The sequence below is a fragment of the Guopingia tenuis genome (genome assembly GCF_014384805.1).
Taxonomy (GTDB): domain Bacteria; phylum Bacillota; class Clostridia; order Christensenellales; family Christensenellaceae; genus Guopingia; species Guopingia tenuis.
On sequence record NZ_JACRSS010000001.1, the window covers coordinates 959774 to 983340 of the forward strand.

Sequence of the window (23567 nt, forward strand, 5' to 3'; positions counted from 1 at the left end):
TCCTATAGCCGGAACAGCATTTTTCCCGGCGCGCCGTCTTTGAGCGCCGCAAATGCCGCCGCAAAATCCTCCAGAGCGTATTCCCCGCCCATCAGCTTATCCAGGCACACCGCGCCGCTTGTGAGCAGCTCGCTGCACTGCATCCATGTCGCATACATCCGCCGCCCGGTCACTCCGTTGACCACCGCTTCCTTATAGATAATAGCGTTGGTCGCATCCAGCGTCAGCTTTTCATTGGGCAGACCCACCAGCGTAAACCGCCCGCCTTTTTTCAGTGCGGCAAAGGCGCTGGAGATCAGCCGGGCGTTGCCCGTATAATCGATAATAACGTCCGCGCCCCGGCCGCCCGTCTCCTGAAGAATCGCCTGAACGAGATCCTCCTCCCGGGTATGGACAGTCCGCGCCGCGCCCATTTCTGCCGCCAGCGCCAGCTTGGCGGGAAAGATATCCGCCGCCATCACCTTAGCTGCGCCGCCCGCCGCCGCTGCCGCCACGGCCATAAGGCCGATGGGGCCGCAGCCCAGGATCGCCACATTCCTGCGGGAAATTTCTCCCGAAAACACGCCGTGCACCGCCACTCCCATAGGCTCCAGAAGCGCGCCGGTCTTATAGTCCATATTCCCTTCCAGCTTCCATACGCAGTCCTGCGGGACGCTGATATAATCGCAGAAAGCCCCGGGGACATGCACGCCGATAATCTTCATCTTCTCGCAGTTATGGGCGTTTCCCGTCAGGCATTCCGCGCAGCTGTTGCAGGGAATATGCGTTTCCCCCGCCACCCGGTCGCCGATGGAGAACCGCCGCACGGCGCTTCCCACTTCCACAATATCGCCGCTGAATTCATGTCCGAACACCATGGGAAGGTGCAGCCGCTCCTGGGCCCAGGGTGTCCAGTCATAGATATGCTGATCCGTGCCGCAGATGGCCGCATAGCGCACCTTCACCAGAACTTCGTCGTCCTTTACCCGGGGGATTTCCAGGTCATAGCGGACGGCGGCTCCCGCTTCGGGCGTTTCCTTTACCAGTCCCTTCATCGTTCCGTTCATATTGCCTTTTCCTCTCCGAATATATAGTCTGTAATCCTCTCTACCACGTCTTCTTCCCCAAACCCGCCGGATTTGGAGACAATGCAGATTTCCTCGCCCGCTTTATTCCGCGCTCGGGCAGCGACAACGCCCGGCACCACTTCCCCCACGGGATAGACCGCTCCATCCACCAGGCGGACGGCGCTCTCCAGCAGGGTATCCCCGCCGAAAACCGCCAAGGCGCATCCGGATTCTCCCCGGAGCGTATCCTCCACGGCCTTTCCGATCCTCCCGCAGACAAAATCCCGCCGGCTATGCAGTTCTTCTCCTGCAAATCCGCCGGCTGACCGGAGCACTACCCGGCCCCGACGATGCAGCGCCCGTTTGATGGAACGGATCTGTTCGCGGTATTCCGGGGAATCCGCAAAATCCTCCTGAAGCATCTGGGCCTGGGATAGGGTGAAGAATACATAGCGCGTCTGATCCAGCGCCGCCAGCTGCCGCCGGGTCGCCGGATGAATGCTTCCCGCCACGATGAGCAGCCGGTTCGCCGGCGGCGGAAGAGGGAGGGCCTTCTTCCGGCAGGGTTCAACCTGCGGCAGAAATTCCGCAAAGCCTCCGCAGCCGGCAAACAGCCGGCAGACTGTCTCTCTCATCTGCCCGGCAATTTTTTTCATATCCTCTGTCGTCCGGGCATCCCAGATGAGAATGCCCTTTCCTTCTGGGAAGGGTTCGCCGGGGACTGCCTTTTGGGCCGGCGTGTCCGTCTGCCGTCGGAGGATCCGGGAAACATCGGATTCCCTCGCCGGTTCAAAGGGGTCCTGGCCATAGGCAGAATCCTCCAGCCTTGTTTCCCCGATATACTGTATCCCTTCCCGGGTCGTCCGGCCCATCTGGGGAAAGGCCGGGATAAACGCCAGCGTCTCCTCCCCCGTGCCGTCCATCACGGCCCTAAGCTCCGCGCCGATGTTGCCCCGCAGGGCAGAATCCGTCTTTTTATAGATATACTGCGCACCCGCCGCCCAGGCCTGTTCCGCCGCACGGCGGACGATCCCATATGCCTCCTCCGGGGGCAGATGGCGGGTTTCCAGCGCCACGGATGCCACTTCATATTTTTCCCCCAGCGCCTCGGCCTCCGGGAAGCCTGTCAGAAATACCTGCACGGGAATGCTCTGCTTCACAAAGGGCACGGCTGCGTCCAATGCGCCGGTGCAGTCGTCGGCCAAAATCACAAATTTCAGCATGCTCCGTCCTCCTGCGCCGCGCGTTTTCGGGTATTCGCCAGCCGCACACCGTATTCCATGGCATTTTGCAGGCTTTCTTCCGAAGCCGTTCCCCTGCCCGCCAGATCAAATCCGGTTCCGTGATCCACAGACGCCCGAATGATGGGCAGCCCCAGGGTAATATTCACGCCGCTCACGCTGGTAAAGCTCTTTTTCTCTTCATTATAGGAGAATCCCGCCAATTTCAAGGGGATATGCCCCTGGTCGTGATACATGGCTACAACGATATCGAACATGCCGCCCCGGGCCTTGCTGAACACGGTGTCCGGCGGCACCGGGCCGGTCACATCCCAACCCTTTTCCCGGGCCGCTGCGATGGCCGGGGAGATTTCTTCAATCTCTTCCCGCCCAAACAGCCCGCCCTCGCCGCAATGCGGGTTGAGCCCGGCCACGGCGATGCGCGGCCTCTCGATTCCCAGGTTCCGGCAAGCGTTTTGCGCCAATGTGATGGTTTCCAGCACCCGGTCTTTCTTCACCCGGTCGCAGGCCTCCCGCAGGGAAACATGGGTCGAAACATGCACCACCCGCAGGTTCCCATCCGCCAGCATCATGGCGTATTTTTTTGTTCCGGTTTGCTCTGCAAAAATTTCCGTATGCCCGCTATAAGGATATCCCGCCAGATGCAGCGCCGCCTTGTTGAGCGGCCCGGTAATCACCGCGTCGATTTTTCCCGCCATGGCCAGGCGAATGGCCGCCTCGATCGCCTCATAGGCGGCCTTTCCTCCCTGGGCCGTTTCCTGCCCATAGGGCGGCAGCGGGTCGCCCGCGGGGATATCCCAAACGTCAATGGTACCGCAGGCAAACACGGCTTCCTGAATATCCTCAACCATATGGATATCCGCATCCCGTCCAATGGCCTGAAGCGCCCGGCATACGGCCTTTGCCGATCCGATCACAACTGGACGGCACATGGCATATGTTTCTTTATGAAGCAGCGCCTTGACCGTGATTTCCGGCCCGATGCCGCAGATATCTCCCATTGTAATCCCAAGAATTGGCTTCATTATTGTTTGTTCTCCTGTTTTTGCATCGGATTCTTCTTTAAAGTTAAGAATACCGGCCAAGTCCCGGATCCTCAACCAAAAAAACCGCCCATTTTGTTTCAATATAAAACATTTTAAGTTGATATTCTCAATTCTATTGGAAATTCTTTTCGTATCGTGCTATAATCGTTTTATATTAAAACAGTTCGGGAGGAATCTATGCGAAAAGTTTTGGCTTTAGCGCCCTATGAAAGCCTGGGAGAGCAGTTTTCCCGCGCCGCCGAATCCTATGCCGGGAGCTTTTCCCTGGATGTTCGCGTGTTAAATCTGCAGGAGGCCGGCGATTATATCGCCGCGGCCGGCCTTTCTGCCTATGACGCCATCATCTCCCGGGGCGGTACGGCCTCCCTTCTTAAAAAAACGGCTTCCCTGCCCGTCGTTGAGGTGGAAGTTTCCGTCTATGACATGCTCCGGGTCATCAAGCTGGCCGAGCAATACGGCGGCCCTTTTGCCATCATCGGCTTTGAAAACGTCACCCGGGTGGCAAAAACCGTCTGCGATATTCTCGCCTATTCCATCCCCATTTACCAGATCCAAAGCGAGGCCGAGGCGGAAACCGTGCTGAGATCCCTTCCGGCCAGCGGCACACTGGTGGTGGGAGACGTAATCACCAGCAATACTGCCAAATCTCTCGGCATTTCCAGCATTCTCATCACCTCGGGAACCGAAAGTGTGGAAAAAGCTCTTGGGGACTGCGCTTCGCTTTTCTCCAACTTTACCCTGCTTCAGGGAAGCGCCAGTCTCTATAAATCCGCTTTGGAAAATGACCCGGATATCGTCCTGCTGCTCCGGGAGGACGGAACCCGTCTCTATCAAAACCGGGAGCTTCCCCCGCAGCAGCAGAAAAGCCTCATGGCGCTGGCGGAAAAAATGCTTCCCGAGATCTCCGGCCCCTCCCTCCGCCTCATCCGGCGCCGGGATTTCATGCAGTATGACGTGTGCGCCGCCCGGCATTTTCAGTCCGGCGTCCCTTTCTATTCCCTGCATATCCGCCTCTCTCCCCTCCCCAAAAAGGAGGCCCCGGCAGCCCTGCGCGTTCTCCAGGTTCCCCCGGATTTTTCCCCGCCCGGCCTTCTGCCCGGCAGTTCCAAAATCCGCCCTCTCCTTGCCCAGGCCGATCAGATTCCGTCCCATGCTCCGCTTCTTCTTTCCGGCGCCATGGGCACGGGAAAGGACGATTTTGCCCAGTATATCCATGCCCATGGCCCCCAAGCATCCAGCTCCTTTCTCCAGGTGGACTGCGCTTCGCTCACGGAAAAGAGCCTGGCCGGCCTGATCGACGATATCAACAGCCCGCTGCATGCCGCCGGCTGTACGCTCTATTTCCGCGGCCTTCATCTCCTCTCCTTCCCCGCACAGCAGCGGCTGGAAGAATATGCCCGGCAGACACTTCTCTGCCGCAGGCACCGCGTCCTGTCCTCCTCCTGGGGAGATTTGCCGCGCCTGCTCGCCCAGGGCGCCTTTTCCCCCCAGCTATATGAAATGTTCTGTGGTTTCGACCTCTGCCTGCCCTCCCTTGCTGAGCGCCGGGAGGACATCCGCAGTATTTGCAGCCTTCTGCTCAACGAATGTAACCGGGAGTTGGGGCGGCAGGTCACCGGCTTTCAACCCGAAGCCTTCCGTCTTCTGGAAGCCTTCCCCTGGCCCGGCAATCTGCGGCAGCTTCGCCGGACCGTCCATTCCCTGGTTCTCTCGGCGCAGGGCAGCTATATTTCCGCCGGGGCCGTTCGTTCCGTTCTCCAGGAGCAGCCCCGTTTCAGTCCGGATGGCGGCATCGATCTCAGCAAAACGCTGGAAGAGATGGAAAAGGAGATTCTCTCCCTTGTGCTCCGCCAGGAGGATATGAACCAGAGCCGGGCGGCCAAACGGCTGGGGATCAGCCGGAGCACCCTTTGGCGGAAGCTCTCGCCATGAAAACAGATCGTCCTTAACAAAACCGGCATTTCCCCCGCCGGTTTTTCTTTTTTTAAACTGTTTTTCGTCTCTCACATCCATTTCATAAACCTTCCCCCTCCTTTTCACGTTCCCGACATAAACAACGGGTATCCTAATTCCAGAAACCAAGAGACAGGAGGTTTGGAATCATGAAGCATAACATAAAAATCACGAAATTTTTCTCTCTTTTTCTCGCTTTCCTGTTTGTTCTGAGCTGCACAGCCTGCAGCAGTACCGATACCGCGCCGGACGAACAGGGGCAAACCACTCTTTTTGGAAAAATTACCGCCATAGACGGAAATTCCATCACTCTGGCCCTGGCCCAGCAGGTGGAAGGCGGCCCAGAGGGCGGCGGTACACCCGGAGACGCCATGGGCTCGCCGCCTTCCGGCGCCCCCGCAGGCGATGGGGAGACAGCGCCTCCCGACATGCCTTCCGAGGCTCCGGCGGATGGCGGTGAACAGCCGCAGGCCCCTGCCTCGTCTGCGCAGGCGGAGATTCCCGCGGATGATGCGCAAAACGGAGCCTCCGATAGTCAGGCGAAGGCTCCTTCCGGCGGGCAGCCTCCGGAAATGCCGGAGGACGGCGCCGGTGGCAGCGATTCGCAGCTTACCGGCGAATCCCAGACCATTACCGTAAACGAAGAGACCAGCTATACTATCAGCGGCCAAGCCGGCTCTCTTTCGGATCTGGCAGTCGATGACTGGATCGCCGTGACGCTTTCCGGCAATACTGTCCTTTCCATCCAATCTGGCGGTATAGGAGGTGGTCCCGGCGGCGGCAGTTCGGCCTCCTCCGTGCAAACCACCGGCGTTTATGAGGTTACGGATACGCAGGCCGAGTCGGGCGGCACTTACGACAGCACCCAAAGCGATGTCAGCTCCATCCAGGTTTCCCAGGGGGGCAGCCTGGCCTTATCCGACGCCGCCGTTTCCAAGAGCGGAGATACATCCAACACGGAAAACAGCGAATTTTATGGCCTGAACGCCGCCGTTCTCGTCAAAGAGGCCAGCAGCGCCATTCTCGACGGCCTGACCATTACGACGGATGCGGAAGGTGCCAATGCCGTCTTTGCCACAGGGGAAAACGCGGATATCCAGATCCGCAATTCTACCATCTCCACCAGCGCCAATTCCTCCCGCGGATTGGATGCAACCTATGGCGGCAGCATCACGGCGGAGCAGGTCACGATTCAGACCCAGGGTTCCCATTCCGCCGCACTCGCCACGGACCGCGGGGAAGGGACGGTAACAGTTTCCGGCAGCAGCCTGCAAACCGCCGGGGAAGGCTCTCCCTGCATCTATTCCACCGGCGCCATCACTCTAAGCTCCTCTACCGGCCTGGCCACCGGCTCCTCTATCGCCGTTGTGGAGGGAAAGAATTCCATCACGGTAACAGATAGTGATCTGACCGGTTATGGCATCGGCCGGGCGGGCGGCGGCATCGACGACGCCGGCGTCATGATCTATCAGAGCATGTCCGGCGATGCGGGGGAAGGCACGGGAACCTTCACCGCCGCCAACAGTACTCTTTCCATCGATCCCGCCTCGGATAAATATGCCTCTGCACCCATGTTCTTTGTCACAAATACCGACGCGGAAATCCATCTGACATCCACAAAATTGTCCTTCGGCAGCGGCATTCTCCTGAATGCTGCCGGAAATGACGGCGAATGGGGTACGACAGGCTCCAACGGCGGAAATGTAACCATGACGGCGGAGGATCAGACCTTAGAAGGCGATATTACCGCCGATTCCATCAGCACGGTTTCCCTCACACTGTCAAACAGCACGCTTTCCTCCGCTGTCAACGGCGGCAACAGCGCCAAGAACATTTCCCTCACTTTGGATGCCGGGAGTACCTGGAATGTAACGGGGGTCTCTTATCTCACGGCGCTCACCAATGCCGATGCAGACTGCTCCAACATCCAGTCCAACGGATACACCGTGTATTATGATGCCGGCAGCAGCGCCAACGCTTGGCTGAACGGAGCAACCCTGTCCCTTCCCGGCGGCGGAAGTCTGGCTCCCATGAACGCTTAGTGCCATGGTATAAAAAATACCTCCCTTATAGGGCGTCCGGCAGCGGGCGCCCTCTTTTTGCGGAGCCCGATAGCTATACCGCAACATTTTGTGTTCCATTTTTATCCATATTTCTATATATAGTATATTTTTTTATGATTTTACCTATATTTCTCTTGACACTATCTATATATAGTATATAATTGATTATACGGACTACAATATTTTGGATAAAGAGGTATATTCTTATGTTTTCTACCATTCGCAAGCGCAACGGCGACGTGGTCGCCTTCCAGCCTGAAAAAATCACCCGTGCCATCTTCAAGGCCGCCAATGCGGTCGGCGGCAAAGATTGGGCTATGGCAGAGGATCTCACCAGTCAGGTTATCGCCCTGGCGACAGAGCAGTATCCCGATGGGACAGTGGATGTGGAATCCATTCAGGATCTGGTGGAAAAGGTTTTGATCGAAAACGGCCATGCCAAAACCGCCAAGGCCTATATCCTCTATCGCGAAAAGCGCCGCAGCGCCCGGGAGGCCAACGCCCTCATCGGCGCCACCATTGAGATGTTTTCCAACTATATGGGGGACAACGACTGGCGTGTAAAGGAAAACGCCAATGCCCAGAAATCCATCAACGGCATGAACAACTATATCCGCGAAACCTTTACGAAGCAGTATTGGCTCCATGAGATCTATCCCGAAAAGATCCGCAAGGCCCATCAGTCTGGCGACCTGCACCTTCATGACCTGGGCTTTTTCGGTCCTTACTGCGCCGGCTGGGATCTGCGCCAGCTTCTCACCGAAGGGTTCGGCGGCGTGCCCGGCAAGGTGGAATCCAGCCCTGCCAAGCATCTGCGCAGCTTTTTAGGGCAGATCGTCAATTCCACGTTTACCACCCAGGGCGAGACGGCGGGCGCTCAGGCATGGAGCAGCTTTGACACCTATTGCGCGCCTTTTGTCCGCTATGACAACCTGGACTATAAAACCGTCAAGCAGGCCATGCAGGAGTTCATTTTCAACCTGAACGTCCCCACCCGCGTCGGCTTCCAGTGCCCCTTCTCCAACCTGACTTTCGATATCAAGCCGCCCCGGACCCTCCGGGACCAGGCCGTCATCATCGGCGGCGTGCCGCAGGACGCTACTTATGGCGAATTCCAGAAGGAAATGGACATGATCAACACGGCCTTCTGCGAGGTCATGATGGAGGGCGACAAAAAGGGCCGCGTGTTCACGTTCCCCATCCCCACCATCAATGTGACGGCGGATTTTGAATGGGATAGCCCGGTCATCAACAAATTCATGGAGATCACCTGCAAATATGGCATTCCCTATTTCTCCAACTATATCAATTCGGATCTGTCGCCGGAGGATGCCCTTTCCATGTGCTGCCGCCTGCGGCTGAACACAGGCGAGCTGCGCAAGCGGGGCGGCGGCCTCTTTGGCTCCAATCCCCTGACCGGCTCCATCGGCGTTGTCACCATCAACCTGCCCCGGCTGGGATATCTCTCCAAAACCGAAGAGGAATTCCGCCTGCGGCTGGCCGATCTGATGGAGACGGCCAAAGAGAGCCTGGAGATCAAGCGCAAAACCATTGAGGAACAGACGGCCCGGGGCATGTATCCCTATTCCGCCCACTATCTGGAAAATGTCAAACAGCGCACGGGCAGCTATTGGTTCAACCATTTCAATACCATCGGCCTGATCGGCATGAACGAAGCCTGCCTGAACTTCTTGGGCAAGGATCTCACCACTCCCGAGGGCCAGAAGTTTGCCAACGGCATTCTGGATTTCATGCGGGATACCATCACCCGGTTCCAGGAAGAGACCGGCCATGTCTATAACCTGGAAGCGACGCCCGCCGAGGGAACCAGCTACAGCCTGGCCCAGCTGGACAAAAAGAAATATCCCGATATCATCACGGCCGGGGAGGAAGCGCCGTATTATACCAACTCCACCCAGCTCCCTGTGGGCTATACCGACGATATCTTTGAAACGCTGGATCTGCAGGATGAGTTGCAGTGCAAATACACCGGCGGCACAGTGCTTCATCTCTATCTGGGCGAACAGATCAAGGATGTGGAGATTGCCAAGCAGCTGATCCGCAAGGCCTTCACCAACTATAAACTGCCCTATCTCTCCCTCACCCCCACCTTCTCGGTTTGCCCCGAGCATGGCTATATCACGGGCGAGGTGTTCACCTGCCCGGAATGCGGCAAGGAGACGGAAGTTTGGAGCCGCGTCGTCGGCTATCTGCGGCCTGTGCAGAACTATCACAAGGGCAAGCGGGAGGAATACCGCCAGCGCGTAAAGTATAAGATCAAGGAAAATGAGCTGGAGGCTGGGCAGGCGTGATCTTCGGCGGCATTCAAAAAACCAGCACCATCGACTTCCCGGGCGTGTTGTCCTGTGTGGTTTTCGTCCGGGGATGCGATATGAACTGCTTCTATTGCCATAATCGGGAAATCATCGCCGGCTCTGCCGGCGAATTCCTTTCGGAAACGGAGATTCTCGCCTTTTTGGAAAAGCGCCGGGGCCTTTTGGACGGCGTGGTCGTGAGCGGTGGCGAGCCGACTCTCCAGCCGGATCTGGCCAGGTTTCTTCAAAAGCTCCGCGCCATGTCCTATCGCATTAAGCTGGACACCAACGGCCAGCGGCCCGAGCTGACGGAATCCCTCTGGCGGGAGGGCCTTCTCGATTATGTGGCTATGGACGTCAAGGCCTTGCCCCGAGACTATGTTTCGGTCTGCGGCGCAGATGGGTTCGCAAAGGTGAAAGACACGATCGCCCGGCTCTCCGCCCTGGAAGCCAAATTTGAGGTGCGGACAACCCTCTATCCCGGCATGACCATGGAGGAACTGGAACAGCTTTTGCAGGCCCTCCCCCCCATGCCCCTCTGGCGGCTGAATTATTATCATATGCCCGAGGTCTTTCAGCCCCAGGATAAGCTCCGTTTGCGGCTGAAGGCTCTTTCCTCCATTGCCGTTCAGGAGAACCTGCCGCGCCTTACCCAATGGCAGCCCCGGCTTGTCTGGCAGTAAAGGAAGCGTGCAAAAAAGGAACCAGATGACTGGTTCCTTTTTTCGTTTCCCCGAGAGAATTCTCCGTTTTCTTCCCATCGGGAATAAAAAAACAGGTCAAATGCAGGATCTCCTCCGGCGTCATATATCATACCGTACGGCGCATTCCTCCTATGCTTTTTTATCTCTTTTCCGTTTGCCTGGGATTTTACATAGAATGATGCGACCCAACAACAGTCCGTTCTTTTCCCGTTCCCGCATCTCCGCTCATATTTTGCTGGAACTTTTCCCGGGCGCTGCCGAATACGAAAAAAACTGCCATCGCCCGCGTATCTCTTCCATCGTTTTTCATACCTTTCTTCAGCAGCCGATAGGGGATCAGCAACCCCTCCCAACACTTGAAAATCAAGCCGGGCCTTTCTTCATTCATTCCCCTGCTTCTGTTCGGTCCCGCCGCCTTTCCCCTTCTTTTTCCTATACACTCCATAGAACACGACTCCCATCCCCGCCACCAGAAGCTCGGTGACAGGGAAGGCGCTCCACACCCCGGCGATGCCCGCCAGAGAGGAGAGAAGCAGGGCCATGGGGAGAATCACGGCAAAGCCACGCAGAATGGAAATGATATGGGCGGGGCGCGGAATTCCCGTGGAGGTAAAATAGACGGATAAAATAATATTATATCCCGCGAAGGGGCAGGCGAGAAAGTAAATCCGCAGGCCTTCCACCGCCAGGTGCTGCAGCATCTTGTCACCCGCACTGTTGAATATGGCGGCAATCTGGGAAGCGCCAAAGAACACCCCCATATAGAGCAGCCCGGATAAAACCAGCATGGACAGCAGGGCATAGCGCAGAATCGACTGCATCTCCCGTTCCCTTCCCGCTCCAAAGCTGCTGCTGAGAATGGGCTGGATCCCCTGGGCGATGCCGGTAAACAGGGCGAGAACTACCAGGGACAGATTGGCGATCACGCCGTATGCCGCTACTCCGATATTTCCCTGCAGCCGCAGAAGAATCGAGTTGAACACGATCATCACAATCCCCGAGGAAACCTCGGTAATCAGCGAGGGAATCCCGCTGGAAATAATCCCGAGGCTTTCCCTCCCTTCCATCCGGCATTTGACCAGGTGAAAGGTATTTTTCTTCTTTAAAAAATGGGGAGAGAGGATGAGCATGCTGAAAATCGGAGCAAGGCCAGTCGCCAAAACTGCGCCGAATATCCCCATGCCCAGGGGAAAAATGAATACATAATCCAAAATCACATTGGAAAGGCTTCCCCCGATCATTGCCGCCATGGCCAGCTGCGGCGCCCCATCGTTGCGGACAAAGCACAAAAGTACATTATTCAGCAGGAAGGCGGGAGCAAACAGCAAAATCACCTGCATATACGTCTTTGTCATGGCAAAAACCGCTTCATCCGCACCCAGCAGATGAACAAGCGTTTCGGTTAAAAATAATCCCAGCAGGACAAAAACCGCAGCAAAAATTGCCGCCAGGCGGATCGTGTGCGTAAAGATGCGGTTGGCCGCTTCTCTTTTATTCTGGCTTTTTTGGATCGCAAACTGCGTTCCGCCGCCCATCCCCAGCATAAGCCCGCTGCCGTGCAGAAAGCTATAGACGGGAATGGCGAGATTCAGCGCCGCCAGCCCATTTGCCCCAAGCCCCATGGAGACAAAAAACGTGTCTGCCAGGATATAACAGGATAACCCCAGCATTCCCAGCACATTCAGCGAGGCATATTTGGCAAATCGTTTCAAGATGCCGTCTTTCTCCAAAAACATATTCTCCCCCATTCTGCCGCCTGCCGGAAATCCTCCTTTTCGCAAAAAAAATGAGCGCCTGCGCGCATCTTCTAAGACCTAACGATGCGAGCAAGTGCTCTTACGCACGACTACCCGGTGGCAGCAATTTTTTCTTATTATACTATGCCCCGGATGGTGTGTCAAGCCTGCAAAAAAAGCTGTTTTTTTCGCACATTCCCTTGACTTTTTTCATATTTTATCTTAATATTAGCATGCTAATTTTAAGACCGAAAGGGGGTTCCTTTTGAAAACACCGTTTTACCTGTTGGTATATAAAACCTTTCATGCGCAGAAAAACCGGATTCGCCCGGGAATGGGAACCCTTGGGCTTTCCACCGGCCAGCCCAAAGTTCTCTCCTATCTGATGCGCCATGAATCCTGTCTGCAAAAAGAGCTGGCGGAGGCTTTTGATATCCGCCCGGCCACGATCTCCCATATTCTCTCCAACATGGAGGAAAAGGGCCTGATCTACCGTCAGGCGTCGCCGGGCCACCGCCGGGCCATCAGCATCTCTATCACGCCCCGGGGCCGCGAGGCCCATGCCCAATGGCAGACGCTCTGCCATGCCGTGGAAAAAGATGCTCTCGCCGGCTTTTCCCCGCAGGAGCAGGAGGCCTTTTCCTCCTATCTCTGCCGGATGTATCATAACCTGACGGGCAACACCATCGATTAGAGGAACCAAAAGGAGGAAATCCCATGTTGAAACGGTTCTGGCCATATTTTTCAAAATATAAGAAATATCTCATCATCAGCTGTCTCTGCGTCGTTCTGGAATGCATGTTTGAGCTTATCATCCCGCTTTTGATGGCGGATATCATCGATGTGGGCGTGGCCACGCGGGACAGCCATTATATCATCGTAAAAGGTGTGGAGATGATCGCCTGCGCTCTCATCGCCCTCGCTATGGGGGCTATCCATGCCCGCTGCAATGCCCTCGCCGGGCAGGGCTTCGGGGCTGAACTGCGCAAAGCGGAATTTGAGAAGCTCCAGAGCTTTTCCTTTTCCAACATGGATCATTTCAGCACATCTTCCCTGGTCACACGCCTGACCAGCGATATCACGGTTTTGCAGAATGCCCTGGGCAACGGCATCCGCCCCATGATCCGCGGCCCGGTGATGATGGTTACCGCTCTTATCATGGCGGTCATTTTGAATCCCTCTCTGGCCATTGTGTTTCTCGTGGCCCTGCCCGCCCTGGGGATCTGCCTGTTCCTCATCCTGCGCAGGCTGCGCCCCTCTTATGGCAAAATGCAGCGGGCGCTGGATCACGTCAATTCTGTCGTGCAGGAAAACCTGACCGCCATCCGCGTGGTCAAGTCCTATGTCCGGGAGGGCTATGAAAAAGAGAAGTTTGCCAAGGTCAATCAGGAATTCCAAAAGACCTCCGGCCATGCCTTCCATCTGGCTGTTCTCAACATGCCCTGTTTCCAGCTCGTCATGTATGCCACGATTATCGCCCTTCTCTGGTTCGGCGGCAACATGGTGATGATCGGCGGCATGCAGGTGGGCAAGCTGACCGGCTTTTTGAGCTACGTTCTGCAGATCCTCAATTCTCTCATGATGATCTCCAATGTGTTCATGCTGCTCACCCGCTCCATGACCTCCGCTGGGCGGATTTTGGAGGTGATGGACGAATCGCCGGACATCTGCGATATTCCCGGCAGCACGCTGGAGGTGCAGAAGGGAGATATCGTCTTTTCCCATGTTTATTTCAAGTATGCCCCTTCGGCAAAGGAGTATGTCCTTTCCGATATCTCGCTGCACTTCCCCGCGGGAAAGGTCATCGGGATTGTGGGTGGAACCGGCGCGGCCAAAAGCTCGCTGGTGCAGCTCATTCCCCGGCTCTATGATATCTCAGAGGGGAGCCTCACCATTGACGGGCATCCGGTGAATGAATATCCGGTGGCGCATCTGCGGGACGCCGTGGGCATGGTTTTGCAAAACAACACGCTGTTTTCCGGAACTGTCCGGGAAAACCTTCTCTGGGGCAACGAGCATGCCAGCGAAGAGGAGCTGGCATGGGCCTGCCATATATCCTGCGCGGACGAATTTATCAATCGCCTGCCCCGGGGCCTGGATACGGATTTGGGCCAGGGCGGCGTCAACGTCTCCGGCGGACAGAAGCAGCGCCTCTGCATTGCCCGTGCGCTGCTGAAACGCCCAAAAGTACTCATCTTTGACGATTCCACCAGTGCTGTCGACACGGCGACGGCGGCCCGGATTTTTGAGGGCTTGAAGGAAAGCCTCCCGGATGCCACGAAAATCATCATTGCCCAGCGCGTCTCCTCCATCGAGCATGCCGATGAAATTGTCGTCATGGAGAACGGCCGGGTGGACGCCGTGGGGACCCACGAAGAACTTTTCGAGAGCAACGGTATTTATCAGGATATGGTCCTCTCGCAGAAGAAAGGAGCGGAACTCTGATGGCAAAGAATATGCCGGGCAAAAAACCAAAAAATCTCAAATATACCCTTGGGCGGCTGGCTTTCTATTTTAAAAAGCATCTGCCCCTTCTGCTGCTGATCGTCCTGCTCATCGCCGTGAGTGCCCTGGCCAGCGTTCTTGGAACATATCTCTTAAAACCCGTGGTCAACGACTATATCCTTCCCGGCGACATCCCCGGGCTCATCCGCATCCTGCTGTTTATGGGCGGCATGTATCTTCTGGGCGCGGCGGCTACCTATGGCTACACCCAGATCATGGTGAAGGTAGCCCAGCAGATCATCCGGGAGATCCGCAGCGACCTTTTCAGCAAGGTACAGTCCCTTCCCCTTTCCTTCTTTGACGCCCGGACCCACGGCGAAGTGATGAGCCGCTTCACCAATGACATCGATATGCTGGCCGAGGCGCTTAACAACGGCTTTACGGCTGTCATTCAAAATTCCATTGTCATCTTGGGCACCTTCACCGTGCTCATCATCCTGAGCCCGGCCCTCTCCCTCATCGTGCTGGCCTGTTTCGCGGGAATGTTTCTGTTTCTGCGGTTCAGCACCAAAAAGAGCCACGCCTATTTTTCCCAGCAGCAACAGCACATGGCGGAGGTCAACGGGTTCATTGAGGAAATGGCCGAGGGCCTGAAGGTAGTGAAAATATTCAATCACGAAAAGAAAAACCAGGAAGAGTTCATCCGGCGCAACGAAAAACTCCGGGTTGCCGGAACCCAGGCCCTCACCTATTCCGGCCTGCTCATTCCCGTCGTGGTCAGCCTGACGTATTTCAACTATGCCCTATCCGCCTGCATCGGCGCCTTCTTTGCCATCGGCGGGCTCGTCGATTTGGGAACACTGGCTTCCTATCTGGTATATGTCCGCCAGGCGGCCATGCCCGTGAACCAGTTTTCCCAGCAGATGAACAGCATCATGGCCGGTCTGGCCGGCGCGGAACACATCTTCCAGGTTATGGAGGAGCAACCCGAAGTCGATAACGGGCATGTGACCCTTGTGCGCGTCCGTCAAACGGAAAGCGGTGCATGGGAAGAATGCGCCCAGCGCACCGGGCAATGGGCCTGGAAGCAGCCGCTTCCCGAGGGAGGGTTCCAGCTCATTCCCCTGAAGGGGGACGTCCGGTTCCATGACGTCGTATTCAGCTATGTTCCCGGCCATCCCATCCTGGATAAAATCAACCTCTATGCCAAGCCCGGGCAGAAGATCGCCTTTGTGGGTTCCACAGGCGCCGGAAAGACCACCATCACCAACCTGATTAACCGCTTCTATGAGATCGATTCCGGTACCATCACCTATGACGGCATCGATATCCGCGATATCCGCAAGGAGGATCTGCGCCATTCCCTCTCCTTCGTCTTGCAGGATACCCACCTGTTCACGGGGACGATTGCCGACAACATCCGCTATGGCCGCCTGGATGCCACCATGGATGAAGTAATCGACGCCGCCAAACTGGCCAACGCGGATTCCTTCATCCGCCGTCTCCCCGATGGCTATGACACCGTTCTGACAGCGGACGGAGGGAACTTGAGCCAAGGCCAGCGCCAGCTGCTGAACATCGCCCGGGCTGCCATTTCCGCGCCTCCTGTGCTGGTGCTGGATGAAGCCACCAGCTCGGTGGACACCCGGACGGAAAAGCTCATCGAGCTGGGGATGGATCGGCTGATGCAGGACCGCACAGTGTTTGTCATCGCCCATCGCCTCTCTACGGTCCGCAACGCCAAGGCCATTATGGTGCTGGAGCACGGCAACATCATTGAGCGGGGGAGCCACGACGAGCTCATCGCTCAAAAAGGCCGGTATTACCAGCTTTATACCGGGCAGACCGAGCTCGATTAGCCTCTTTTGACGAATTCCCGGCGGGCGCTGTTTTCCCTGTACTGCCGCAGCCGATTCTGCCTGAAAGTATTCTCGTTATTGCGCAAATATCTCTGAATGGCGGATGAAAGCCTGAAAAGTGCGGCTGCCTCCGGAAAATATGGAAAACCGCCATAGTTCTTTCATCTGTCCGGGACCGCAGAATAGATTCCAGCAGGCAAATATTCATTGTTCCCATACAAAAAGCACCTTCGCAAACGGAGGTGCTTTTCTTATTCTCTTTATCCCTTTTTTCCGGTCATCCTCCGATGGAAGATCCAAACGGCAAGGGCCGTCAACACAAGGGCATATCCCAATACCCAGAGCAGATGCGGAAGAACCGCCGCTAAATCCCCCGCGAGGGCCGCCTTTACTGCATCCACAGCATGGGCAAAGGGCAGCAGGTTGCAGACGGATTGAAAAGTTCCGCCGATGAGCTCCAGGCTGAACCATGTCCCGCTGAGCAGCGCCGCCACGTTGATCAGGATAGAACCGATCCCGCCGACCTGCTGGCTGTTGCCCAGGCAGCTCCCCATGAGCAGCCCCAGGGCGATGAACAGAAGGGAAACGGGAAGCATCACCAGTATGGCCCAAAGGATTCCCATGCCCAGGGGCAATCCCAGGATTCCTGCCAGCAGGAATGTCACCGCGCTTTCCAAAACTGCCAGAGGCAGAAACGGCAGCGCATAGCCCAGGATGAATTCCCCGCCCCGCATGGGGGAAATAAACAGCCGCTGCAAAAAGGCCGTCTTGCGGTCGCCGGTCATCAGCATTCCCAAAAACATCCCCAGAAAGGAGAGACCAAAAACCGCCATCCCCGGCGTAAAACTTTCCAGCCCAAATACGTCTGCCGGCATGTCCGGGATGCTTTGCCGCATCAGAGACATCATGAGCAGCAAAACCACCGGAAATCCCAGGCTGAAGCCCAGGCTCAGGGGATCCCGCAGAATCTCCCGCAGATTGCGCCAGGCAAATACTCTCGTGCGCATTACTCTACCTCCCCGTCTGTCAGTGCCAGAAATGCGTCCTCCAGCGTCGCCGTCCCGGTTTCCCGCTTGAGCTCCTCTGCCGTTCCCAGGGCCCGGAGCCGCCCCTCGTGCAGGATGCCGACGCGGTCGGCCAGCGCCTCGGCCTCATCCATATAGTGCGTCGTCAGCAGAATGGCCATTTTCCCCTTGAGATTTTCCAGAATGCGCCAAAGCTCCCGCCGGGCGCGCACATCCACACCCAGGCCGGGCTCATCGAGAAAGAGGATCTCGGGCTTGGAAATGAGCGCCATGGCGATGCTCAGCCGCCGCTGCAATCCGCCGGAGAGCTTTCCCGCCCGGTCTTTTTCCCGTTCTGTCAGGCCAAAATCCGCCATCATGTTCCGGGCCTTCTCCTTTGCCTCTTCCCGGGAGGCCCCATAGATCCGCGCCATCATCTCCAAATTTTCTCTCACGGACAGCTTGGGCGCCACCGCCGTCTCCTGGGGAGAGCTGTTGAGCTTGGCTTTCACCTTCCCGCTGTTCTGCGCGATGCTTTCCCCCAGCAAAAAGGCGTCGCCCTCCGAAGGGGGCAAAAGGCCGCAAAGCATGCGCACTGTTGTGGATTTCCCCGCGCCATTTCCCCCGAGAAGGGCGAAAAACTCGCCTTTCCCAATGGATAGATCCAAATGATCCACCGCTGTCCGCGCCCCAAAACGCCGGGTCAGCCCCCGGGTCTCGATTGCATTCATTTTCTCTTTTCCTCCGGCTTCTGTGCCTGCAAAATAGCTTCGGCAAATTTCATAAACGCGTCGTTTTTCACGATGGCGATGCCTCTTTCGGTGTCCCCCAGCAGGAGCACGGTATCCCCCGGTTTGATTGCAAACACCTCCCGGGCCTCCTTGGGGATCACAATCTGTCCCTTTTCCCCCACCTTTGCCGTCCACGCATATTTTCCAACGGGATTTGTCTCCATAGCTTTCCTCCAAAGTATGAAAAGTATGATTTATATAATTTATTATACATTTGTTCCTGCGTTTGTCAACAACCTTCGCCGTCATTTTATGCAACGGTTTCCTCAAAAAAGCTGTAATTCCTTTCCCTATCTATTTACGATCCTCCTTTGCAGGCGGGGTTTCCGTCCCTTTTTCTCTGCTATAAATACTCTTCTCTTCCTGCAATCCCGGATTGCTTTTCCCCTGCTATCCGGGCGACTTTGCTTTTTTATGGATACCCTCTCTGTTCCTTCTTGCATACACCGGCAGAGCGTTTGTTCCTGCGCACTGCTTCCCGCCCGGCTCCCGTGCTCAGGCCCCTTCCTCGGCCTTGCGGGAAGTCCCCGCCATAAAAACCAGCAAAAAAAACGGCCTTTTTCAAGGCCGTTTTTAACTTTTCCTTCTTCTCTTATTCCGGAAGAATCTCCCCTACCGCCGCCGCACACCGTTCCACCGCCGCATCCATTTCATTTTCTTCGATAACCAGTGGCGGGTTGAAATACAGCACATTTCCCAGCGGCCGCAGCAGTAGGCCGCGTTTCAGCGCTCTCTGATAGATCTGATATCCCATGCGCCTTTCTCCGGCAAAGCCCTGTTTGGATTCCCTGTCCTCTACCAGCTCTATGGCGTTGATCAGGCCCAAATGCCGAATCTCCCCCACATGCGGGTGACTGCCCAGCGCCTCCATAAGCCTGCCGTGGAGATAGGGCGCCCGCGCTTCCGCTTTTTCCAAAATCCGATCCTCCCGCAGGATCTTCTGCACGGCCAGCGCCGCCGCACAGCCCAGGGGATTTCCGCTGTAGGTATGGCTGTGCATAAACGCCTTTCCTTCGTTATAATCCGCATAAAAGGCTTGATAGATATTTTCGGTTGTGACGGTAATGGCCATGGGGATATAGCCGCCCGTCAGCCCCTTGGAAATACACATGATATCCGGGCTTACGCCGGCATGGTCAAAGGCGAACATTTTTCCCGTCCGCCCGAAGCCGGTGGCGATTTCATCGGCAATGAGAAGGATTCCATAGCTATCGCAAAGCTGGCGCAGCTTTTTCAGATAGAGAGGCGGATAGATCCGCATGCCCGCGCTTCCCTGCAAAAGCGGCTCCACAATGACGGCGCAGGTTTCCCCGCCATGGGCCGCAAACATTTCCTCCGCCCCGGCAAAGCATTCACAGTGACAGCTATCCCGGCATTTCCCATAGGGACAGCGGTAGCAATCCGGCGCGGGAATATGCAGAGTATCCATGAGCATGGGCCGGTAGATCTTCGCATAGAGATCCATGCTGCCCACCGAAAGCGCCCCAATGGTTTCGCCGTGATATCCCTCCGTGAGGCACATAAACCGGGTGCGCTCGGGATGCCCCGTTTGGTATTGGTATTGAAATGCCATTTTCAAGGCACATTCCACAGCCGCCGAGCCGTTATCTGAAAAATTAAACCGCGTCAGCCCCGATGGCAGAATTCGGATCAGCTCTTCGCAGAGGCGGATCGCCGGCTGATGCGTGAAATTGGCAAAGATCACATGCTCCAAAAGCTCCATCTGCTGTTTCATGGCCTCGTTGATTTTGGGATTGCAGTGTCCCAGAAGGTTGCACCACCAGGAGCTGACAATATCAATATACTCCTTCCCCTCCATATCGTATAGGTACACGCCCCGCCCATGGTCAATGACGATGGGCGGCAGCTCCTCATAGTCCTTCATTTGGGAGCAGGGGTGCCAGATATGCTTTAGATCCCTTTCCTGCCATTGCTGCATTTTTGTCTTATACATCGTTTCCCCCGTTCCCGGCGCCATACAGCGCCGCAAGCGTCTCCGCAGAAACCGGAAGCTCCTCCGCGCCCGCCTCCAGGCAGGCGATCACCGGAACGCCGCCCAGTTCCTCGATCATGCGCCGGTTGTCTTCCTCCATGGGGCTTCCTGTCCAGCGGTTAAGGATGATCCCCCGCACGGGCAGTTCTCTGCGCCGCATATATTCCAGGGTGAGCAGCGTGGCATTGATGGTTCCCAGCCCGGCATCCGCCACGACCAGCGAGGGCAGTTCCAGCGCCCGAATAATATCCTCCAAAAACAGATGGCAGGAATCATCATAACGGATGGGGCAGAGAATGCCGCCGCTTCCTTCCATGGTGATATACGCATGTTTTCCTGAAATGGCGTCATAGCCCCGCTTCACATGTTCCAGATCCACCGGCCGTCCCTCCCAGCGTGCCGCCAGATGCGGCGAAACCGCCGCCGAATAGATATAGGGCACCATCTCGGAATAGGAATCCGTGAGGCCGGCAAACCGCTTCACATAGTCCGCATCTCCCGGCAGGCCCGCCGTCTCGTCCGCGCCGCTCAATGCCGCCTTATAATATCCCGCGTCATAGCCCGCCGCGCACAGCTGCCGGACGATCCGGGCCGTCACATAGGTCTTTCCTGCGTCCGTTCCCGTCGCCGTAATAAAAAGTCCCCGGCTCATGCTCGTTTCACCTCGAATCCCATTTTTCTTAGCATCTTCCGATCCGTCTCAACCGTAATGCCCGCCGTGGTGAGCATATCGCCGGTTATGGCGGCGTTGGCCCCAGAGGCAAAGCAGGCCCGTCCCTTGTCCGGCAGCAATCCCCGGCCTCCCGCCAGGCGGATTTCCGCTCGGGGCAAAATCCATCGGAACAGGGCCACACTTTTCCGCATCTCCTCTGCCGGCAGAGGACGCCGCCCGGCAAAGGGAGTCCCCGGGATGGGGTTCAGCAGGTTGAGGGGAACCGAGCGGATGCCCAGCCGCCGAAGCTCCAGCGCCATATCCACCCGGTCCTCCACTGTCTCTCCCATGCCCAAAATGCCGCCGCTGCATACCTCCAGCCCGGCGGCCTGCGCATTCCGTATGACCTGGAGCTTGTCGTCATAGGTATGCGTGGAACATACCTCCGGGAAATAGCGGCGGGAGGTTTCCAGGTTATTGTGTACCCTTTCCAGCCCAGCCTCCTTCAACAGCGTAAATTCCTCCCGGCTCAGCAGCCCCAGGGAAGCGCAGGGGGAAATCCCCGTTTCCCGGCGCATCTTCCGCACCACCTGCGCAATGGCCTCCACCTCCGGCGCGGTCAGCCGTTTTCCCGATGTCACCAGCGAAAACCGCAGCACGCCCTGTTCCTCATGGTCCTCGGCCTCCCGGAGAATTTCCTTCTCGGAAAGCAGGGGGTATTCCCCCGCCCCCGTCTCATAAAATGCGGACTGGGCGCAGAATTTGCAGTTTTCCGGGCACCGTCCGCTTTTGGCATTGATAATGGCACAGAGATCAAAACGGTTTTGGCAGAAATGCCGCCGGATCGCATCGGCTCCGGAGCATAGCTCCTCTGCGGGAGCGTCCCACAGTGCCAACGCCTCCTCCCGGCAAAGCTCTCCGCCTTCCAAAATTTTTTGCTGATACGCTTCCAGCTTCATGTCGTTTCCTCCTGTATTCGCTTCTTTTGCATTTCTTTCCGCCCCAGAACCGGCAGCAGCCGCCGGGCCAGCCCGGCTCCCAGAAAACAGAGCAGGATATCGCCCGGAACTGCCATCAAAAAGCAATAATAGAAGAGCGGGCCAAAGGCGATGGGTGTGGCAATGACATAGTTGCAGATGAGATAATAGTACGCCATCCCCAACAGATATACCGCCCCCAGCCCCACAAATCCGGAAACCAGCAGCCGCCCATAGGTCGCCTCTCCCCGGCGGGCAAGTATCCCGGTCAGATAACTTCCCAGACAGAATCCCAGAAGATAGCCGAAGCTGGGCCTTAAGACATAGCCAATGCCTCCGCCCTCGGCAAATATGGGGATTCCCAAAAGCCCCAGAGCGATATAGAGTGCCACGCTGAGGGCGCCCCATTTTCCGCCCAGCAGCCAGCCCGCCAGAGTCGTGCATAAAAATTGTAAAGTAAATGGCACGACGGGCACAGGGATTTTGATGAAGGCACCCACCGCCGTCAGGGCGGCAAAAAAGGCGCATAGGATAAGCTTCCGGATTTTCTCCCTATTTTTTTCCATAACAGATCTCCACCTCTCCGGCCCGCAGGCGCTCGATTTCTCCGTTTTTCTTTTGCAGGATCAGGGAAAAGTCCCGGCCGATATCCAAAACTTCCGCCGGTTCCCGCCGTCCTTTTCCCAGTATCTCCACGCGCTTTCCCAGAAGCAGGGAGCGGCGGCGGTATTCTGAATAAAAGGTCCCGGCATCCAGATTTTCATAATATTCCCAAAAAATCTCCAGAATCCGGGCAATCAGACGGCTCCGGGCGTTATTCCCGGGTTTTTCCAAAATGGTCCCGGTCTTTTTTCGCAATTCCTCCGGGAAGCCCTCTGCCGGCGGAGAAACATTCACGCCAATGCCCAAAACGGCGGATTCCATGCGGCCTTCCTCGATGCTGTAAGTCCCTTCTGTCAGGATTCCGCAGATTTTCTTTCCATCCATATAGATATCGTTGACCCATTTGATCTCTGCCGGCCGCTTGGCAAGCTCCTCCGCCGCCTGGGCTACGGCGACGGCGGCCGCCGTCGTCAGCAGGGAAGCTTCTGTTTCCGGAGACGGACGCAGAACCAGGCTGAAATATACTCCAGTTCCCCCGGGCGAAAAAAAGCTGCGCCCCAGCCGCCCGCGCCCGGCTGTCTGTTCCCCGGCAACTACCACAGTGCCTTCCCTGCCGCCTCGCTGGGCCAGATCCCGAGCCAGCCGGTTGGTGGAATCCAGTGTCTTTTCCACCTGGATGGCAAATACCTCTGGATGGCGCAGATATCCGCTGATACAGGCGGGCGACAGAATATCCGCCGCATCCGAAAGGGCATAGCCCCGGTTGGTCGCCGCCTGGATGCACATGCCCTCGCTCTCCAGCTGCTTTACGGCCTTCCATACCGCCGCCCGGCTGACGCCCAGATGCCGCGCCATCTCCTCGCCGGAAATATATTCGCCCCGGTGCCGCAGCAGCAGCTCCGCCACCTTTTCCTTTATGGTCACACGATTTCCCTCCATCCCGCTTCTATAGGCGAAGTATAGCAATGCGAAAAAACGATTGTCAACCAAATATAGCATTTTGGGTTTACAATCCGGCAAATTTTTTCCTTTCCTTCAGTGGGAGACCCCCTTGCCATTTGACTTGCCCACAAAAAAATTCTCCAGATGTGTCCTGTATCCATAAAAAAAGAAAGGGAATCCCTTTCTCATCCTGTCTT

20 protein-coding genes are annotated in these 23567 nt (G+C 56.6%); 7 read left to right on the top strand and 13 right to left on the bottom strand.

Features of this window, described 5'->3' with window-relative positions:
* Window positions 1-2: 2 nt before the first annotated feature.
* From H8693_RS04630 to pdxA, 3 genes are read right to left on the bottom strand one after another with little or no spacing between them, the layout of a single operon-like run.
* On the bottom strand, window positions 3-1046 hold the full coding sequence (locus H8693_RS04630; protein WP_249279980.1) for a zinc-binding dehydrogenase: 1044 nt from the start codon (window positions 1044-1046) through the stop codon (window positions 3-5).
* Window positions 1043-2269 (bottom strand): four-carbon acid sugar kinase family protein, encoded by a 1227-nt coding sequence (locus H8693_RS04635; protein WP_249279981.1) that lies wholly within the window; start codon window positions 2267-2269, stop codon window positions 1043-1045. The genes H8693_RS04630 and H8693_RS04635 overlap by 4 nt, the downstream gene beginning before the upstream one ends.
* Window positions 2263-3312 carry a 4-hydroxythreonine-4-phosphate dehydrogenase PdxA gene (gene pdxA, locus H8693_RS04640; RefSeq protein WP_249279982.1) on the bottom strand — a complete coding sequence of 350 codons (1050 nt, stop codon included), beginning with the start codon at window positions 3310-3312 and terminating at the stop codon, window positions 2263-2265. The genes H8693_RS04635 and pdxA overlap by 7 nt, the downstream gene beginning before the upstream one ends.
* A gap of 198 nt (window positions 3313-3510) precedes the next feature.
* Here pdxA and H8693_RS04645 point away from each other — a divergent pair, with 198 nt between their 5' ends.
* From H8693_RS04645 to H8693_RS04660, 4 genes are all read left to right on the top strand, one after another.
* Entirely contained in the window at window positions 3511-5265 is a 1755-nt protein-coding gene (locus H8693_RS04645) for a PrpR N-terminal domain-containing protein (RefSeq protein WP_249279983.1), read from the top strand.
* 170 nt (window positions 5266-5435) lie between these two features.
* On the top strand, window positions 5436-7328 hold the full coding sequence (locus H8693_RS04650; protein WP_249279984.1) for a proline-rich domain-containing protein: 1893 nt from the start codon (window positions 5436-5438) through the stop codon (window positions 7326-7328).
* 227 nt (window positions 7329-7555) lie between these two features.
* Window positions 7556-9661, top strand: coding sequence for a ribonucleoside triphosphate reductase (locus H8693_RS04655; protein WP_249279985.1), 2106 nt, complete (start codon window positions 7556-7558; stop codon window positions 9659-9661).
* Complete coding sequence (locus tag H8693_RS04660; RefSeq protein WP_249279986.1) at window positions 9658-10347, top strand: anaerobic ribonucleoside-triphosphate reductase activating protein; 690 nt, start codon at window positions 9658-9660, stop codon at window positions 10345-10347. Before H8693_RS04655 ends, H8693_RS04660 begins: the two co-directional genes overlap by 4 nt.
* A 187-nt stretch (window positions 10348-10534) precedes the next feature.
* Here the strand turns inward: H8693_RS04660 and H8693_RS04665 are convergent, their stop codons facing one another.
* Complete coding sequence (locus H8693_RS04665; RefSeq protein WP_249279987.1) at window positions 10535-10756, bottom strand: hypothetical protein; 222 nt, start codon at window positions 10754-10756, stop codon at window positions 10535-10537.
* Window positions 10749-12116, bottom strand: coding sequence for an MATE family efflux transporter (locus H8693_RS04670; RefSeq protein ID WP_249279988.1), 1368 nt, complete (start codon window positions 12114-12116; stop codon window positions 10749-10751). The genes H8693_RS04665 and H8693_RS04670 overlap by 8 nt, the downstream gene beginning before the upstream one ends.
* Window positions 12117-12369: 253 nt before the next feature.
* On the opposite strand from H8693_RS04670, the gene H8693_RS04675 reads away from it, so the two are divergent.
* Genes H8693_RS04675 through H8693_RS04685 form a run of 3 tightly spaced genes read left to right on the top strand, consistent with a single transcriptional unit; the run spans window position 12370 to window position 16408 of the window.
* Window positions 12370-12798, top strand: a complete 429-nt coding sequence (locus tag H8693_RS04675) for a MarR family winged helix-turn-helix transcriptional regulator (protein WP_249279989.1) — start codon at window positions 12370-12372, stop codon at window positions 12796-12798.
* A gap of 23 nt (window positions 12799-12821) precedes the next feature.
* On the top strand, window positions 12822-14549 hold the full coding sequence (locus H8693_RS04680; protein ID WP_249279990.1) for an ABC transporter ATP-binding protein: 1728 nt from the start codon (window positions 12822-12824) through the stop codon (window positions 14547-14549).
* Window positions 14549-16408: an ABC transporter ATP-binding protein gene (locus H8693_RS04685; protein WP_249279991.1), complete on the top strand. Its 1860-nt coding sequence runs from the start codon at window positions 14549-14551 to the stop codon at window positions 16406-16408. Before H8693_RS04680 ends, H8693_RS04685 begins: the two co-directional genes overlap by 1 nt.
* A 260-nt stretch (window positions 16409-16668) precedes the next feature.
* On the opposite strand, the gene H8693_RS04690 is transcribed toward H8693_RS04685, so the two are convergent.
* From H8693_RS04690 to H8693_RS04725, 8 genes are all read right to left on the bottom strand, one after another.
* Window positions 16669-17415, bottom strand: coding sequence for an ABC transporter permease (locus H8693_RS04690; protein ID WP_249279992.1), 747 nt, complete (start codon window positions 17413-17415; stop codon window positions 16669-16671).
* A complete protein-coding gene (locus tag H8693_RS04695) occupies window positions 17415-18143 on the bottom strand; it encodes an ABC transporter ATP-binding protein (RefSeq protein WP_249279993.1) in 729 nt (242 codons plus the stop codon). Before H8693_RS04695 ends, H8693_RS04690 begins: the two co-directional genes overlap by 1 nt.
* Window positions 18140-18367 (bottom strand): AbrB/MazE/SpoVT family DNA-binding domain-containing protein, encoded by a 228-nt coding sequence (locus H8693_RS04700; protein WP_249279994.1) that lies wholly within the window; start codon window positions 18365-18367, stop codon window positions 18140-18142. Before H8693_RS04700 ends, H8693_RS04695 begins: the two co-directional genes overlap by 4 nt.
* Before the next feature lie 428 nt (window positions 18368-18795).
* On the bottom strand, window positions 18796-20157 hold the full coding sequence (bioA, locus tag H8693_RS04705) for an adenosylmethionine--8-amino-7-oxononanoate transaminase (RefSeq protein ID WP_249279995.1): 1362 nt from the start codon (window positions 20155-20157) through the stop codon (window positions 18796-18798).
* Window positions 20150-20848: a dethiobiotin synthase gene (bioD, locus tag H8693_RS04710; protein ID WP_249279996.1), complete on the bottom strand. Its 699-nt coding sequence runs from the start codon at window positions 20846-20848 to the stop codon at window positions 20150-20152. The genes bioA and bioD overlap by 8 nt, the downstream gene beginning before the upstream one ends.
* Complete coding sequence (gene bioB, locus H8693_RS04715; RefSeq protein ID WP_249279997.1) at window positions 20845-21807, bottom strand: biotin synthase BioB; 963 nt, start codon at window positions 21805-21807, stop codon at window positions 20845-20847. Before bioB ends, bioD begins: the two co-directional genes overlap by 4 nt.
* Window positions 21804-22391, bottom strand: coding sequence for a biotin transporter BioY (locus H8693_RS04720; RefSeq protein ID WP_249279998.1), 588 nt, complete (start codon window positions 22389-22391; stop codon window positions 21804-21806). The genes bioB and H8693_RS04720 overlap by 4 nt, the downstream gene beginning before the upstream one ends.
* Entirely contained in the window at window positions 22378-23352 is a 975-nt protein-coding gene (locus H8693_RS04725) for a biotin--[acetyl-CoA-carboxylase] ligase (protein WP_249279999.1), read from the bottom strand. Before H8693_RS04725 ends, H8693_RS04720 begins: the two co-directional genes overlap by 14 nt.
* Between the last annotated feature and the right edge of the window lie 215 nt (window positions 23353-23567).

Excerpts from the sequence above, each read along its gene's own strand:
- H8693_RS04630 (WP_249279980.1), bottom strand. The coding sequence starts at position 1,046 with ATGAACGGAACGATGAAGGGACTGGTAAAGGAAACGCCCGAAGCGGGA.
- H8693_RS04635 (WP_249279981.1), bottom strand. The coding sequence starts at position 2,269 with ATGCTGAAATTTGTGATTTTGGCCGACGACTGCACCGGCGCATTGGAC.
- pdxA (WP_249279982.1), bottom strand. The coding sequence starts at position 3,312 with ATGAAGCCAATTCTTGGGATTACAATGGGAGATATCTGCGGCATCGGG.
- H8693_RS04645 (WP_249279983.1), top strand. The coding sequence starts at position 3,511 with ATGCGAAAAGTTTTGGCTTTAGCGCCCTATGAAAGCCTGGGAGAGCAG.
- H8693_RS04650 (WP_249279984.1), top strand. The coding sequence starts at position 5,436 with ATGAAGCATAACATAAAAATCACGAAATTTTTCTCTCTTTTTCTCGCT.
- H8693_RS04655 (WP_249279985.1), top strand. The coding sequence starts at position 7,556 with ATGTTTTCTACCATTCGCAAGCGCAACGGCGACGTGGTCGCCTTCCAG.
- H8693_RS04665 (WP_249279987.1), bottom strand. The coding sequence starts at position 10,756 with ATGAATGAAGAAAGGCCCGGCTTGATTTTCAAGTGTTGGGAGGGGTTG.
- H8693_RS04670 (WP_249279988.1), bottom strand. The coding sequence starts at position 12,116 with ATGGGGGAGAATATGTTTTTGGAGAAAGACGGCATCTTGAAACGATTT.
- H8693_RS04680 (WP_249279990.1), top strand. The coding sequence starts at position 12,822 with ATGTTGAAACGGTTCTGGCCATATTTTTCAAAATATAAGAAATATCTC.
- H8693_RS04685 (WP_249279991.1), top strand. The coding sequence starts at position 14,549 with ATGGCAAAGAATATGCCGGGCAAAAAACCAAAAAATCTCAAATATACC.
- H8693_RS04690 (WP_249279992.1), bottom strand. The coding sequence starts at position 17,415 with ATGCGCACGAGAGTATTTGCCTGGCGCAATCTGCGGGAGATTCTGCGG.
- H8693_RS04695 (WP_249279993.1), bottom strand. The coding sequence starts at position 18,143 with ATGAATGCAATCGAGACCCGGGGGCTGACCCGGCGTTTTGGGGCGCGG.
- H8693_RS04700 (WP_249279994.1), bottom strand. The coding sequence starts at position 18,367 with ATGGAGACAAATCCCGTTGGAAAATATGCGTGGACGGCAAAGGTGGGG.
- bioA (WP_249279995.1), bottom strand. The coding sequence starts at position 20,157 with ATGTATAAGACAAAAATGCAGCAATGGCAGGAAAGGGATCTAAAGCAT.
- bioD (WP_249279996.1), bottom strand. The coding sequence starts at position 20,848 with ATGAGCCGGGGACTTTTTATTACGGCGACGGGAACGGACGCAGGAAAG.
- bioB (WP_249279997.1), bottom strand. The coding sequence starts at position 21,807 with ATGAAGCTGGAAGCGTATCAGCAAAAAATTTTGGAAGGCGGAGAGCTT.
- H8693_RS04720 (WP_249279998.1), bottom strand. The coding sequence starts at position 22,391 with ATGGAAAAAAATAGGGAGAAAATCCGGAAGCTTATCCTATGCGCCTTT.